The organism is Hyphomicrobium sp. D-2 (assembly GCF_029872155.1).
GTDB lineage: Bacteria > Pseudomonadota > Alphaproteobacteria > Rhizobiales > Hyphomicrobiaceae > Hyphomicrobium_A.
Window position 1 is genome coordinate 301127 of the sequence record NZ_JARXLA010000008.1, and the last position, 13079, is coordinate 314205.

At 60.2% G+C, this 13079-nt stretch carries 15 protein-coding genes; 5 read left to right on the top strand and 10 right to left on the bottom strand.

The annotated features are described in order from the left end of the window. The first annotated feature begins 25 nt into the window (after positions 1 to 25). Positions 26 to 745, top strand: a complete 720-nt coding sequence (locus tag QEZ49_RS13840) for a pyrimidine 5'-nucleotidase (protein ID WP_280387758.1) — start codon at positions 26 to 28, stop codon at positions 743 to 745. A gap of 61 nt (positions 746 to 806) precedes the next feature. Here QEZ49_RS13840 and QEZ49_RS13845 read toward each other — a convergent pair whose 3' ends face one another. The 6 genes from QEZ49_RS13845 to QEZ49_RS13870 all read right to left on the bottom strand — a co-directional run bounded on the left by QEZ49_RS13845 (position 807) and on the right by QEZ49_RS13870 (position 5407). Continuing rightward, positions 807 to 1730, bottom strand: a complete 924-nt coding sequence (locus tag QEZ49_RS13845) for a 3-hydroxybutyryl-CoA dehydrogenase (RefSeq protein WP_280387760.1) — start codon at positions 1728 to 1730, stop codon at positions 807 to 809. Positions 1731 to 1769: 39 nt separating this feature from the next. After that, positions 1770 to 2711, bottom strand: coding sequence for an electron transfer flavoprotein subunit alpha/FixB family protein (locus QEZ49_RS13850; RefSeq protein ID WP_280387762.1), 942 nt, complete (start codon positions 2709 to 2711; stop codon positions 1770 to 1772). Then, positions 2711 to 3463 carry an electron transfer flavoprotein subunit beta/FixA family protein gene (locus tag QEZ49_RS13855; RefSeq protein ID WP_280387764.1) on the bottom strand — a complete coding sequence of 251 codons (753 nt, stop codon included), beginning with the start codon at positions 3461 to 3463 and terminating at the stop codon, positions 2711 to 2713. The genes QEZ49_RS13850 and QEZ49_RS13855 overlap by 1 nt, the downstream gene beginning before the upstream one ends. A 274-nt stretch (positions 3464 to 3737) precedes the next feature. Then, positions 3738 to 4457: a rhomboid family intramembrane serine protease gene (locus QEZ49_RS13860; RefSeq protein ID WP_280387766.1), complete on the bottom strand. Its 720-nt coding sequence runs from the start codon at positions 4455 to 4457 to the stop codon at positions 3738 to 3740. A 103-nt stretch (positions 4458 to 4560) separates the two neighbouring features. Beyond that, positions 4561 to 5142 carry a cob(I)yrinic acid a,c-diamide adenosyltransferase gene (locus QEZ49_RS13865; RefSeq protein WP_068459671.1) on the bottom strand — a complete coding sequence of 194 codons (582 nt, stop codon included), beginning with the start codon at positions 5140 to 5142 and terminating at the stop codon, positions 4561 to 4563. A gap of 73 nt (positions 5143 to 5215) precedes the next feature. Continuing rightward, positions 5216 to 5407 carry a twin transmembrane helix small protein gene (locus QEZ49_RS13870; protein WP_280387768.1) on the bottom strand — a complete coding sequence of 64 codons (192 nt, stop codon included), beginning with the start codon at positions 5405 to 5407 and terminating at the stop codon, positions 5216 to 5218. 184 nt (positions 5408 to 5591) lie between these two features. On the opposite strand from QEZ49_RS13870, the gene QEZ49_RS13875 reads away from it, so the two are divergent. From QEZ49_RS13875 to QEZ49_RS13890, 4 genes are all read left to right on the top strand, one after another. Next, positions 5592 to 7040 carry a peptidoglycan DD-metalloendopeptidase family protein gene (locus QEZ49_RS13875; protein ID WP_280387770.1) on the top strand — a complete coding sequence of 483 codons (1449 nt, stop codon included), beginning with the start codon at positions 5592 to 5594 and terminating at the stop codon, positions 7038 to 7040. Then, entirely contained in the window at positions 7040 to 8431 is a 1392-nt protein-coding gene (locus QEZ49_RS13880) for a S41 family peptidase (protein ID WP_280387772.1), read from the top strand. Before QEZ49_RS13875 ends, QEZ49_RS13880 begins: the two co-directional genes overlap by 1 nt. 327 nt (positions 8432 to 8758) lie before the next feature. Beyond that, complete coding sequence (locus QEZ49_RS13885; RefSeq protein WP_280387775.1) at positions 8759 to 9277, top strand: RNA pyrophosphohydrolase; 519 nt, start codon at positions 8759 to 8761, stop codon at positions 9275 to 9277. A 117-nt stretch (positions 9278 to 9394) separates the two neighbouring features. Next, positions 9395 to 9961, top strand: coding sequence for an RNA pyrophosphohydrolase (locus tag QEZ49_RS13890; RefSeq protein WP_280387777.1), 567 nt, complete (start codon positions 9395 to 9397; stop codon positions 9959 to 9961). Between the two features lie 498 nt (positions 9962 to 10459). Here the strand turns inward: QEZ49_RS13890 and QEZ49_RS13895 are convergent, their stop codons facing one another. Genes QEZ49_RS13895 through QEZ49_RS13910 form a run of 4 tightly spaced genes read right to left on the bottom strand, consistent with a single transcriptional unit; the run spans position 10460 to position 13060 of the window. Then, entirely contained in the window at positions 10460 to 10855 is a 396-nt protein-coding gene (locus QEZ49_RS13895) for a F0F1 ATP synthase subunit epsilon (RefSeq protein WP_280387779.1), read from the bottom strand. Positions 10856 to 10869: 14 nt separating this feature from the next. Further along, positions 10870 to 11145, bottom strand: coding sequence for a hypothetical protein (locus QEZ49_RS13900; protein WP_245281800.1), 276 nt, complete (start codon positions 11143 to 11145; stop codon positions 10870 to 10872). Between the two features lie 54 nt (positions 11146 to 11199). Continuing rightward, positions 11200 to 12633, bottom strand: a complete 1434-nt coding sequence (atpD, locus tag QEZ49_RS13905; protein WP_068459683.1) for a F0F1 ATP synthase subunit beta — start codon at positions 12631 to 12633, stop codon at positions 11200 to 11202. A 22-nt stretch (positions 12634 to 12655) separates the two neighbouring features. Beyond that, positions 12656 to 13060, bottom strand: a complete 405-nt coding sequence (locus tag QEZ49_RS13910) for an organic hydroperoxide resistance protein (protein WP_280387783.1) — start codon at positions 13058 to 13060, stop codon at positions 12656 to 12658. Between the last annotated feature and the right edge of the window lie 19 nt (positions 13061 to 13079).

Consider the following 13079-nt stretch of genomic DNA (forward strand, 5'->3'; position numbering starts at 1 on the left):
AGGCAATCTCCCACCGGTTCTTCGGATGGAAGACACCCGCCCCCTAAGCATTCGGCGCGGCTTTGACGACACCAAGGTCTGGATCTTCGATCTCGACAACACGCTCTATCCCTCGGCATGCAACCTGTTTGCCGAGGTCGATCGCAAGATGGCGGAATATATCGTCCGCCTGCTGGATGTGCCGATCGAGCACGCGCGCTACCTGCAGAAAAGCTACTATCACGACTACGGCACCACGCTGACCGGGCTGGTGAAGCTGCACAAGATCGACCCGCACGACTTCCTGGAGTTCGTGCACGACATCGATCTTTCGGCGCTGGAACCTGCGCCCGAACTGGAGCGCGTCATCGCCAGCCTGCCGGGGCGGCGCATCATCTTCACCAACGGCTCGCGCGTTCACGCCGAGCGGGTGGCGGGAAAGCTCGGCGTGCTGCACCTGATGGAAGACATCTGCGACATCGCTGCGTGCGAGTTCGTCGCCAAGCCCTCACCCGATGCGTTCGATCGCATGGTGCGCAGGCACGGCGTAGCCCCTAGCGAAGCCGCGATGTTCGAGGACATGCCGCAGAATCTGGAAGCCCCACACACGCTTGGCATGACGACGGTGCTGGTGCATTCCGATTACGACGATCACCGTGCGCAGGCCCAGATCCGCAAATGGCGAACGCTGCCCGATCACATCCATCACGCGACGGCTGATCTGACGGGCTTTCTGGAAAGCTACAGCGCAGCCCCTGACAAATAGGCTGGCTGCTGCAGCGACAGAGCGCGCTTCACATATATGGAATTGAGAAATTTCGACGCGATCAGCGCGTCGGAACCGGCGTTTCACCGCGATAGTCATAGAAGCCGCGGTTCGTCTTGCGGCCCAGCCATCCGGCTTCGACATACTTCACCAGCAGCGGACACGGCCGATACTTGGAATCGGACAGCCCCTCGTAAAGCACCTGCATCACCGAAAGACAGGTATCGAGACCGATGAAATCCGCCAGTTCCAGCGGCCCCATCGGGTGGTGAGCGCCCAGCTTCATAGCCTTGTCGATCGCCTCAACCGTGCCAACGCCTTCATACAGCGTATAGACGGCCTCGTTGATCATCGGCAGCAGGATGCGATTGACGATAAACGCCGGGAAGTCTTCGCTCACGGCAACGTTCTTGCCGAGGCTCTCGACGAACTCCCGCGTCGCCACAAACGTGTCGTCGTCAGTGGCGATGCCGCGGATCAGCTCGACCAGCTCCATAAGCGGCACCGGATTCATGTAGTGCATGCCGATGAAGCGCTCGGGGCGATCGGTCGTGGACGCCAGCCGCGTAATTGAAATGGACGACGTGTTCGTCGCCAGCATCGTGCGGGGATTGAGGTGCTTGCACAGCTCGGCGAAAATCTTGCGCTTTACCGCCTCGTCTTCCGTTGCCGCCTCAATGACGAGATCGCAGTCCGCGAAATCGCTAAACGTCGGCGCAAACTTGATGCGCTCCAGCGCGGGAGCCACCTGCGCCTCGGAGATGATCCCCTTCTCCGCCTGACGCGTCATGTACTTCTCGATGGTGCGGATCGATTCCTCTACCGCCTCAGGCTTGAGATCGTTGATCACCACGTCATGGCCGCCGAGGGCCACGACGTGGGCTATGCCTGTTCCCATCTGACCGGCACCGATAATGCCGACCTTCTTGATTGACTGAGGAACCGGATGCTCTGGCTTGCCCGCCGATTTCGCCGCTACGTTCATGCCCACAAGCCCTTCTGCCCCAGATCAGAGTTTTGCTTACTAGCCGGCCTTTTTCAGCTCTGCTTCAAGCTCTGGCAGAGCCTGGAACAGATCGGCCACCAGACCATAGTCAGCCACCTGGAAAATCGGCGCCTCGCCATCCTTGTTGATGGCCACGATGATCTTCGAGTCCTTCATGCCGGCGAGATGCTGGATCGCGCCTGAAATGCCGACCGCGATATAGAGCTCCGGCGCCACGACCTTGCCGGTCTGGCCGACCTGCATGTCGTTTGGCACGAAGCCGGAATCGACGGCAGCGCGCGATGCACCAACCGCTGCACCGATGACGTCAGCAACCGGCTCCAGATACTTCGTGAAGTTCTCGCCCGACTGCAGACCGCGACCGCCGGAAATGATGATGCGGGCGGCGGAAAGCTCCGGACGGTCCGACTTCGTCAGCTCAGCCCGTTCAAACGTCGAGAGGCCCAGCGCTGCCGGAGCATCGATGCTTTCAATCGCGGCCGATCCGGTTTCATCAACCGAAGGGAATGCCGAGATGCGAACGGTGATGATCTTCTTGGCTTCCGGCGACTGCACCGTCTGAATGGCGTTACCAGCGTAGATAGGACGCTCGAACGTATCGGCCGAAAGCACTTTGGTGATGTCGGAAAGCTGCATCACGTCGAGAGCAGCTGCGATGCGCGGAGCAACGTTCTTGCCCGACGTCGTCGCCGGAGCAACGAACACGTCATAGGAAGACATCATCGGCACCACGAGGGCCGCGACCTCTTCCGCCAATCCATGCTCCAGATGCGGGGCATCGGCATGCAGAACCTTGGCAACGCCGGCCAGCTTGGCAGCGGCCTCAGCCGCAGGCTTGGCGTTGTGTCCAGCAACAAGCACGTGAATGTCGCCGCCGATATCCTTGGCAGCGGCCACAGCCTTGCCCGTGGCAGCATGCAGAGCGCCGTTGTTGTGCTCGGCGAGAAGTAGAATTGTCATCAGAGCACCCCGGCTTCCGTCTTGAGCTTCTGGACCAGTTCGGCAACGCTGCCGACACGCACGCCCGCCTTGCGGGATGCCGGTTCGGAAATCTTCTGAACGTTGAGGCGCGGGGCAATATCGACGCCGAAGTCCTCAGGCTTCTTGGTGTCGAGCGGCTTCTTCTTTGCCTTCATGATGTTCGGCAGCGAAGGATAGCGTGGCTCGTTGAGACGCAGGTCGGTGCTCACCACCGCCGGCATCCTCAGGCGTACGGTTTCAAGGCCGCCATCGACCTCACGCGTGACCACGGCAGCGCCGTCGGCCAGCTCAAGCTTGGAAGCGAACGTGCCCTGGGGCCAGCCCAGCAGCCCGGACAGCATCTGGCCGGTCTGGTTGCAATCGTCGTCGATGGCCTGCTTGCCGAGGATGACGAGATCGGGCTTCTCAGCCTCGACGATGGCCTTGAGGATCTTGGCGACTGCCAGCGGCTCGACGGGCGTATCAGCCGTCTCGACCAGGATCGCGCGGTCGGCGCCGATCGCGAGTGCTGTGCGGAGCGTTTCCTGCGCCTTCGTCGGGCCAATGGAAACGACGATGACCTCACTGGCCCCGCCCTTTTCCTTGATGCGAACTGCCTCTTCGACAGCAATTTCATCAAAGGGATTCATCGACATCTTAACGTTTGCCAGATCGATCCCCGAGCCATCCGGCTTGACGCGAATCTTGACGTTAAAATCGACAACTCGTTTGACCGGCACCAGGATCTTCATGCCGTCGGCTCTCCAGCGCTATTGGCGATTTTTTGGGAACGGGGGATATGCCTTTGCAGCGCGACGGTGAAAAAGCGCGCCGCGATAAAGTCCCCTGTCTCACGCCTTCTTCTATTTATTCGCAAGTGCGAAAAATGAAACTAGAAGCGCCGGGAATGCAAGTCAATTGGCGCGCGAATTAACCCAAACAAGGGTACGCAATCGCCGCACGGGACAGATCGGTAACGTCCCATCTCGCGCCGGACCGGGTCAGAACCGCTAGCTTTGAAAGGCTTCAGGCGAGTTTCATATCGCGATCGAAAAGCTGCACCCCTGGCCGGCGCATGAAGACGATCAACACCGCACCCGTGATGAGGCCGCCGATGTGCGCCCACCAGGCTACCGGACTGCCATCGGGCATCAGCAGCATCGCAACTTGCATCGCCACCCACACGCCAAGCGCCAGACCGGCGGTGATGCGCAGCGGGATGACCTTGAACGCCAGCACCCACACATTCACTCTCGGATGCAGCATCAGGTAGGCCGCAATAACGCCTGCAACAGCGCCACTCGCGCCAATCAGCGGCACGTCACTATCGGGCTGCATGATCGTGTGCAGCAATCCCGCCATGACACCGCACGCGATGTAGAAAAGCAGAAACTTCGCATGCCCCATGGCGTCTTCGACGTTATCGCCAAACACCCACAGGAACAGCATGTTGCCGACCAGATGGAAGATGTCAGCATGGAAGAACATGTACGTCAGCAGCGTCGTCTGGACAGCCAGCGGATACGAATATCCGCCCTCGGGAACCAGCGTGCCCGATGCCTCGCCGACCGGCAGAATTGACGCCAGCAGATTGCGCGGCGTTACCGCGAAGCTCGCGATCGACGCGTCGCCCAGACCGCTGACCTCAAGAATGAACACCAGAACATTCACAACGATGAGGGAGACGGTCACATACTGAAACGGAATACTCTTCAAGGAATTGTCGTCGCGCAGCGGAATGAACACTCTGGCAGCCCCAATTATTCAAGACCCGAAGGATTAGGAGTAAGTAGTCCGCCAGACGTTCAATCCGCCGAACGCCGCGCTGTGCTTTAGCGATGCTGCTCTTTTATCTGTTCTGCCCCGGCACCCAAAGTACATCGCTCTTGCCGCGATCGTTCACATAGCGGCTGGCAACGAAGAGAAAATCCGAAAGCCGGTTGATGTATTGCAGTGCCGCGGTGCCAACGGGCTCGTTGGGGTCACCGGCCAGCTCCACCATCAACCGCTCGGCGCGGCGTGAAATCGTCCGCGCAACATGCAGCGCCGCCGCCGCTGGCGAACCGCCCGGCAGCACGAACGAGCGCAGCGGCTTCAGCTCGCTGTTCATCTCGTCGATTTCCGCTTCAAGCCGCTCAACCTGAGTCTGGCTGATCCGCAGTGGCTCATATTCCATCTTCTGGCCGCGGTCGGGCACGCACAGATCGGCGCCAAGGTCGAACAGATCGTTCTGAACCCGCACCAGCTTGGCATCGACACCGGGATGCCCCGAGCCCAGGTGAACCCGCACCATGCCGATGCTCGCATTGGTCTCGTCTACCGTGCCATAGGCCGCGATCCGCAGATCGTGCTTGAGCACCCGCTCGCCGCTTCCCAGCGCGGTAGTGCCTTTATCGCCGGTGCGCGTATAAATCTTGCTGAGTACAACCATTCGACTTGCCAATCCCGTAAGTGCCGAGCCTGTGACTTCGCCGATCCGATGGCGACCGCCGCGGCCAGCGCCTTCAGACGTAGGTATGAACGACCGCGTAGAGCACAATGATGGCAATTGCCAACGCCTGCAGGCCGACGCGCCACCGCATCAGCTTCTGGCTAAGGTTGGGCCTGCCCTGCCCGATCGTCATAATGCCGAGAAAAAGCACGATAGCCACCGCCACCACCGCTATCGTGGTCATGTGGTAGAGCACTGTTTCCATCGCGTTCGATCCCTGTTTGCTGGGCCATTCATTAGGCCTTTGAACTTCGGCCCGCAAACCGTATCTGCTGGCTGCTGGCGTACAAAGCAGAGCCCCGCAACCCTCTGGCAAGGCCTGCGCGCCATAATTGCCGTATTTCCAGCCTCAGTAGAGACTCAGCCATATTATTCGGAGCAATCGGCCTTTGACGCGGGCACGCCTGACCTTTTCCATCCACCACCGTTTTCGCCTGCTGGCGGCCGTACTGGCCGTCACCGGTGTTGCTGCGCCGATGTGCCTCCCGTCCGCCATCGCTCAGGATCGCTCAAAGCCTGCCTCTGCGGAGGAAGCAAAGAGTCGGCTTGAGCATAAGCAGCAGGAACTGCAGAACGCCCAGCAGCGGGCCAAATCCCTCGAAGGCGACGTTGACGGCCTGGCCGCCGAACGCGAGCGCCTGAACACGCAGTTGGTGGATACTGCCAAGATCATCAAGGACAGCGAAGGCCAGCTCACCGACATTGAATCCCGGCTGGAAGAGCTGGAGAGCCAGGAACGCATCCTGCGAGGCTCGCTCAGCCAGCGCAACGACCAGATTGCAAAGCTGTTGGGTGCGCTCCAGCGCATGGGCCGCAATCCACCGCCCGCAATCATCACCGACCGGGAAGACGCGTTGGAGATGGTGCGCAGTGCCATGCTGTTGTCGGCTGCATTTCCCGAACTCGGCAATCAGGCGCAAGCACTGATGACCCGCTTGAATGAGCTTGCCCGCGTGACGGGCGACATCCGCACCCAGCGCGACAAGCTGCGCAGCGAGATGGCCCACTTCAACGATGCCCGCGTGCGCCTGTCCGGTCTGATGCAGGAGAAAAGCGTTGCCCTGGACCAGCGCCAGTCCGAACTGAAGCAGATGCGCACGGCTGCCGCCGACATCTCGCGCAACGTCAACAACCTCAACGACCTTATCGTTCAACTCGACAAGGCGGTGCAGACGAACACCGGGCTGGGCGCCTATGAAGCCCAACGGGCGCGAGAAAAGCCCAACATTACGCCGAATTCATCTTCAGCCAGTGACGCACCCACCCCCATCGATGCCCCTCCGGCAGCGCGAACAGCCGATGCAAAAGCATCGCCCGCAAAGAGCGCCGAGAAGGATTTGAATGTGGTCGAACTGGCACCGAGCACAGCCTTGGGGCGCCCCGGCAGAATCGAGCCCGAGGTCGAATTTATCAAGACAAAAGGGCTTTTGCCGCTTCCTGTACAAGGTCGGAAGGTGCTCAACTTCAACGACAAGACGCAGTACGGCGGACAGTCCAAAGGCATCGTTCTTGAGACCCGGCAGGGCGCTCAGGTCACCTCGCCGTGCGACGGCTGGATCGTTTACGCTGGTGAGTTTCGCAGCTACGGCCAACTCTTGATAATCAATGCCGGCGACGGCTATCATGTTCTGCTAGCCGGCCTATCTCAGATCGACGTTCAGCCGGGACAATTCGTGCTCGCGGCTGAGCCCATCGGAACTATGAGTGGCTGGTCGCAACAGACACGCCCCGTTGCCGCTAATAGTGCCCCCGTCCTCTACGTGGAGTTTCGTAAGGACGGACGGCCTGTAAACCCCGACCCATGGTGGGCCGCGAGGGATCGAAAGGTGCAAGGATAATGCGCAAGACGGAATTCGCCTTCTGGACGTTCCTGCTGATGACGGGCCTCGCCGGAGCGACGACCCTCCTCAACGTTACGCGCACCTACTCGGCTTCGGCCTCGCAGAATTCAGAACTGTATCGTCAGCTCGATCTGTTCGGCGACGTGCTTGAGCGCGTTCGCGCCGACTATGTCGACAAGCCGGACGACACGATGCTGATCGAGTCGGCCATCAATGGCATGCTCACTGCCCTTGACCCGCACTCGTCCTATCTGAGCCCCAAGAACTATCGCGACATGCAGGTGCAGACGCGCGGTGAGTTCGGCGGCCTCGGCATCGAAGTGACGATGGAGAACGGCGTCGTGAAGGTCGTGTCGCCGATCGACGACACCCCCGCATACAAGGCCGGACTGCAGGCAAACGACCTGATCACCCACCTGGACGGTGAGCAGATCGTCGGTCTGACGCTGGAGCAGGCGGTTGAGAAAATGCGCGGGCCGGTCAACACGCCGATCAGCCTGACGATCGTGCGCAAGGGCACCGACGATCCCTTCGACGTGAAGGTGACGCGCGACATCATCCGCATCAATGCCGTCAAAGCCCGCAACGAGGGTGACGACATCGCCTACATCAAGGTCACCACCTTCAACGAGCAGACCCACGCCAACCTGGTGAAGGCGATCGAGACTGCCAAGAAGGAACTGGGCAAGAATCTCAAGGGCTACATCATCGATCTGCGCAACAACCCCGGCGGTTTGCTGGATCAGGCGATTGCTGTGTCCGATGACTTCCTCGACCGCGGTGCCGTGGTTCTGACCAAGGGCCGCAACAACGAGGAAACTCAGCGCGCGCAGGCAAACCCCGGCGATCTGACGGACGGCAAGAAGGTTGTCGTGCTCATCAACGGTGGCTCGGCCTCGGCGTCTGAAATCGTCGCTGGTGCACTGCAGGACCACAAGCGCGCCACCGTCATCGGCACGCGTTCGTTCGGCAAGGGCTCGGTGCAGACCATCATCCCGCTGGGCGCAAACGGCGCCATCCGCCTGACGACGGCGCGCTACTACACGCCGTCCAACCGCTCGATCCAGGCCAAGGGCATCGACCCTGACATCGTGATCGAACAGGAACTGCCGGAAGAGCTGAAGAAGAAGACTGTATCCGCCGCCGACAATTCACGCGGCGAGGCATCGCTGCGCGGCCATCTCCGCAATCCGGAGACCGGCAAGGAAGAAGAAGAGGGCAAGGAAGCTGCCAAGGAATCTTCGGGTTCGTCGGCTTATGTGCCCAAGGAAGCGGAGAAGGACACTCAGCTCCAGTATGCGCTTTCGTTCCTGCGCGGCACGGCCACGGACAGCCAGACCGCCCAGAAGGCTCAGCCGGAAGGCGCCAAGGAAAAGGCCAAGAACTGAGGTCGCAGAGATCGCCAGTTTCCGACACTGACAACCAGCCGGATCGCAAACTGCGGTCCGGCTGTTTTCTTTTTCGAGACCGATGCGGGTGCCGAACTAGCCGGATTATCGGCAGGCCATCACACTCCGACGCCGGCGCCCCATTCGCGAGGCCAATCCCATGGCGCGAGCTTCGGACTGACGTGTTGACTTGGCTCTTCGTATGTGACCGCCAGCCCCACTCAGCTGCCACACAGGTCCGCTAGTGCTAATCTCAATTCCTGAGATCCGCGCAGTTCCGGCGTCGGGTCCTGCGAGCAGCCTCCTGACAACCGAGACGTCGATCCAATGAGCAAATCACACCACCCAATCTCGGCCGACTATCGCCCCTGTGTTGGCATCGCGCTGTTCAATCGCGACGGCCTCGTCTGGATCGGGCGCCGCGCCGACGCGCCGGGCGAGCCTGAGGGCCCGGGCGCGTGGTGGCAGATGCCCCAGGGTGGCATCGACAAGGGCGAGGACCCGGCTGAAGCGGCCTTGCGTGAGCTGTACGAAGAAACAAGCATTCGCTCGGCCATCATCATCGGCGAGACGGACGACTGGCTACGATACGATCTGCCACCGGAACTGATCGGCAAGGCCTGGAAGGGAAAATATCGCGGGCAGGCGCAAAAGTGGTTCGCTATGCGTTTCGATGGCGACGAAAGCGAGATCAACATCGCCGCTCCCGCAGGACACAAGGCGGAGTTTTCGCACTGGCGCTGGAACCCGCTGGATCGGGTCGCGGACCTCATCGTTCCGTTCAAACGCTCGGTATATCAGCAGGTTGTATCGGCGTTTGCATCGCACGCTGAACCGCTGCGATGACGCCACACCGATGCATCGGTGCACATTTTTGTTAACGTCATAGAATAGCTTAATTTTCGCAACAAACTCGGATAGAATCAATTTTCTCGCACTCGTACTGTTGATAGCTGGCAACACATGTCCACTTCGCGCTCATCCAATGCTTCCACCATCGCGCTGCCCATGCGGCCGTGCGTCGGTGTTGTGCTGTTCAATCGGGATGGCCACGTCTGGATGGGCAAACACCGCCCGAAGTGGGCCACGGGCAACGCCGCCATTGCGGCGGGCAGCGAAACCGTCTGGCAACTGCCCCAGGGCGGCATCGAGCCGATGGAGCCCTCGCGCGAGGCCGCCTTCCGTGAGTTATGGGAGGAAACCGGCGTCACCAATGCGACGCTCATCGGCGAGATCCCCACCTGGCTGACGTATCATCTACCGCCGGAGTTGATGGGCATTGCCCTCAAGGGCCGCTACGCCGGGCATCGCCTGCGCTGGTATGCGATGCGTTTCGACGGTCCTGACAGCGAGATCGACATCACGCCGAAGGGCGGCGCGAGCAAGCCCGAGTTCGAGGAATGGCGGTGGGTGCCGCTCGCGGAGGTGCCGTCGCTGGCCATCGGCTATCGCCGTCCTGTGTACGAGGAAGTTGCGCGGGAGTTCGCACGCTTCGGCTCGCCTGCCGCCATGGCCGTCGCGGCCGAGTAGATTGGCTGGCGCTTTCTATAGCTCGACGATAATTCCGCCCCTCATCGACCGATCACCTCGCTTATACTCAGGTCGAGGCCCATCAAACATATCGGCCGATATGTTGATGCTAATAACCTTATCCAACCTAAATAGCTTCCAATGTTCATGTTCGCCAGAAGCGCTAGCACCGGAGCGCTGGTAGGCACGCAATAAGATATTGCCATCACTGCTGTAACCTAGAGCATGAGGCTCAACGCTCCTCAATCCAGGCGGATAATCAATTGCCAACACACAGCGTTGGATTAAAGATCGTCGTACAATTGCTTCCATTTCGAAATCCTTTCGACATTTAAACGCCATAAGTGGCAACAAGACTTCCTCTTAACCATGCTACTTTGCCACTTTTTCTAAAATTGTCAATAAACGAAAAAGTCCGCACGTCGTGAGACATGCGGACTTTGTGATTTTTCAGTGCAGAAGCCAGCTTCGGCGGTCTCATCCGCCGATAAGTCCGGCTCAAGCCTTGAGCTGGATACGCTTCAAAAGGTCAATCAGACCCTCAGCCGTCATGCGAGCATGATCGTCCTTTGCCTCAGCAAGCTGAGCCTCAGCGGCCTTGAGTTCGCTAGCGAGGCGATCGCCCCGCAAATCCTCAACCGATACCGCCGACTGCGCCAGGATGGTCAGGCGATCGGGATCGGCTTCGGCAACGCCCTTCTTGACCAGAAGCTGCTGGCGCCCTTCCGGCGAGGTCACCTCAAGAATACCCGGACGAATGGTGGAGATGAACGGAGAGTGCCCAGCCAGTACAGCGAAGTCACCTTCGGCACCGGGGACCACAACCTGCTCAACCTGACCTGAAAACAGAAGGCGCTCAGGCGTCACCAGCTCAAAATTGAAAGTCGCTGCCATCGTTCAAACTGTCCTCAGTCCTCGTCGTCTTCGTCGACATCGCCGGTCTTGGCGCGCACGTCTTCGACGGTCTGCAGCTTCGTTCCGCAGAACGGGCAGAAGAACATCGGATGATCTACCATGCCGGCGTCATCGTCCTCTTCATCGAGGTCGATCAGGCCAACGGACATATAGAGCACGCCGTCCTCGCCCACGGTCAGGAGTGGTTCGAACTCCTCGCCGCTCATAGCATCCTGCAGGTCAACGCAGCAGGTGCCGAACTCATGCACGCCTGAAGTTCCAACGGCCATAACGGTCGTCCTTGAATCGGGCCCCGATCGATTGCCGGGGCCCCGGTTAAATTATCAGGCAGCTTCAGCCATCTTTTCGGCCTTGGCGATCGCTTCCTCGATGCTGCCGACCATGTAGAAGGCCTGCTCGGGGAGGTGATCGTAATCGCCGTTGACCAGACCCTGGAAGCCCTTGATCGTGTCAGCCAGCGAGACGAGCTTGCCGGGCGAACCCGTGAACACTTCGGCGACGTGGAACGGCTGCGACAGGAAGCGCTCGATCTTGCGGGCGCGCGCCACGGCCACCTTGTCGTCCTCAGACAGTTCGTCCATGCCGAGAATTGCGATGATGTCCTGCAGTGCCTTGTAACGCTGAAGGATTTCCTGCACCTGGCGAGCAACCTTATAGTGCTCCTCACCGATGATGCGCGGATCGAGCATGCGCGACGTGGAGTCGAGCGGGTCCACAGCCGGATAGATGCCCTTTTCAGCGATCGAACGCGAAAGCACGGTCGTCGCGTCAAGATGCGCGAACGAGGTTGCCGGAGCAGGGTCGGTCAAGTCGTCGGCCGGAACGTAAATGGCCTGCACCGAGGTGATCGAGCCCTTCTGCGTGGTGGTGATGCGCTCCTGCAGAGCACCCATGTCGGTGGCCAGCGTCGGCTGATAACCCACGGCCGAAGGAATACGGCCGAGAAGCGCCGACACCTCAGAACCGGCCTGGGTGAAGCGGAAGATGTTGTCCACGAAGAACAGCACGTCCTGGCCCTGGTCACGGAAGTGCTCAGCAACCGTCAGACCGGCGAGAGCAACGCGAGCGCGAGCGCCCGGCGGCTCGTTCATCTGGCCATACACCAGCGCGCACTTGGAACCAGCGGTCGAGCCGTTGTTTTCCTTCGGGTCGATGTTCACCTTCGACTCGATCATCTCGTGATAGAGATCGTTGCCTTCACGCGTACGCTCACCCACGCCAGCGAACACGGAGTAACCACCGTGTGCCTTCGCAACGTTGTTGATGAGCTCCATGATGAGCACGGTCTTGCCGACGCCGGCGCCGCCGAACAGGCCGATCTTGCCGCCCTTGGCGTACGGAGCGAGCAGGTCAACGACCTTGATGCCCGTGACAAGAATTTCAGCTTCGGTCGACTGGTCCTGGAACGAAGGCGCAGGCGCATGGATCGGAGCTTCGGTCGCGCCCTGGATCGGCCCGGCTTCGTCAACCGGCTCGCCGATCACGTTCATGATGCGGCCCAGCGTAGCGTCACCAACCGGCACCTTGATCGGCGATCCGGTGTCGCTGACTTCCTGACCGCGGACGAGACCTTCGGTAGAGTCCATGGCGATGGTACGCACGGTGTTTTCGCCGAGATGCTGAGCGACTTCGAGCACAAGGCGGTTGCCCTGATTCTTCGTCTCAAGCGCGTTCAGAATTGCCGGCAGGTGACCGTCGAACTGCACGTCAACGACGGCGCCCGTAACCTGGCGAATGCGACCAACTTTGTTTGCCATTTGCGTCTCCAGCAGATGAATTTCAGGCGACCGTCAGCGTGACGGGAATGTTCCCGCGCGTCGCCTTCGAGTACGGACAGATTTCGTGAGCTTCTTTCAGCAGCGCCTCGACCTTGTCGCGGTCGGCGCCAGGAATTGAGAGTGTAATTTCCGCCGCAAGCCCGAAGCTCGTAGCGTCCTTATCGAGCGAAACCGCGCAGGATACCCGCGCGGCCTGACCATCAAGACCGTGCTTCTTTGCCAGCAGCAAAACCGCCTGGCCGAAGCATGACGACCAGCCCAGAGCGAAAAGCTGCTCCGGATTGTGGCCTTCACCCGATCCACCGAGTTCCTTGGGCAATGCCATGGCAAGCGCCAGCTTGGACTCGTCGAGGACAGCGCGTCCATCGCGCCCCCCCTTGGTCGTTGCTGTCGTCCTGTACGCCATGACGTTTCCCCAGATCCCT

Coding starts and splice junctions, on each gene's coding strand:
- QEZ49_RS13840 (WP_280387758.1), top strand. CDS start 26: ATGGAAGACACCCGCCCCCTAAGCATTCGGCGCGGCTTTGACGACACC.
- QEZ49_RS13845 (WP_280387760.1), bottom strand. CDS start 1,730: ATGAACGTAGCGGCGAAATCGGCGGGCAAGCCAGAGCATCCGGTTCCT.
- QEZ49_RS13850 (WP_280387762.1), bottom strand. CDS start 2,711: ATGACAATTCTACTTCTCGCCGAGCACAACAACGGCGCTCTGCATGCT.
- QEZ49_RS13855 (WP_280387764.1), bottom strand. CDS start 3,463: ATGAAGATCCTGGTGCCGGTCAAACGAGTTGTCGATTTTAACGTCAAG.
- QEZ49_RS13865 (WP_068459671.1), bottom strand. CDS start 5,142: ATGGTTGTACTCAGCAAGATTTATACGCGCACCGGCGATAAAGGCACT.
- QEZ49_RS13870 (WP_280387768.1), bottom strand. CDS start 5,407: ATGGAAACAGTGCTCTACCACATGACCACGATAGCGGTGGTGGCGGTG.
- QEZ49_RS13880 (WP_280387772.1), top strand. CDS start 7,040: ATGCGCAAGACGGAATTCGCCTTCTGGACGTTCCTGCTGATGACGGGC.
- QEZ49_RS13885 (WP_280387775.1), top strand. CDS start 8,759: ATGAGCAAATCACACCACCCAATCTCGGCCGACTATCGCCCCTGTGTT.
- QEZ49_RS13890 (WP_280387777.1), top strand. CDS start 9,395: ATGTCCACTTCGCGCTCATCCAATGCTTCCACCATCGCGCTGCCCATG.
- QEZ49_RS13895 (WP_280387779.1), bottom strand. CDS start 10,855: ATGGCAGCGACTTTCAATTTTGAGCTGGTGACGCCTGAGCGCCTTCTG.
- QEZ49_RS13900 (WP_245281800.1), bottom strand. CDS start 11,145: ATGGCCGTTGGAACTTCAGGCGTGCATGAGTTCGGCACCTGCTGCGTT.
- atpD (WP_068459683.1), bottom strand. CDS start 12,633: ATGGCAAACAAAGTTGGTCGCATTCGCCAGGTTACGGGCGCCGTCGTT.
- QEZ49_RS13910 (WP_280387783.1), bottom strand. CDS start 13,060: ATGGCGTACAGGACGACAGCAACGACCAAGGGGGGGCGCGATGGACGC.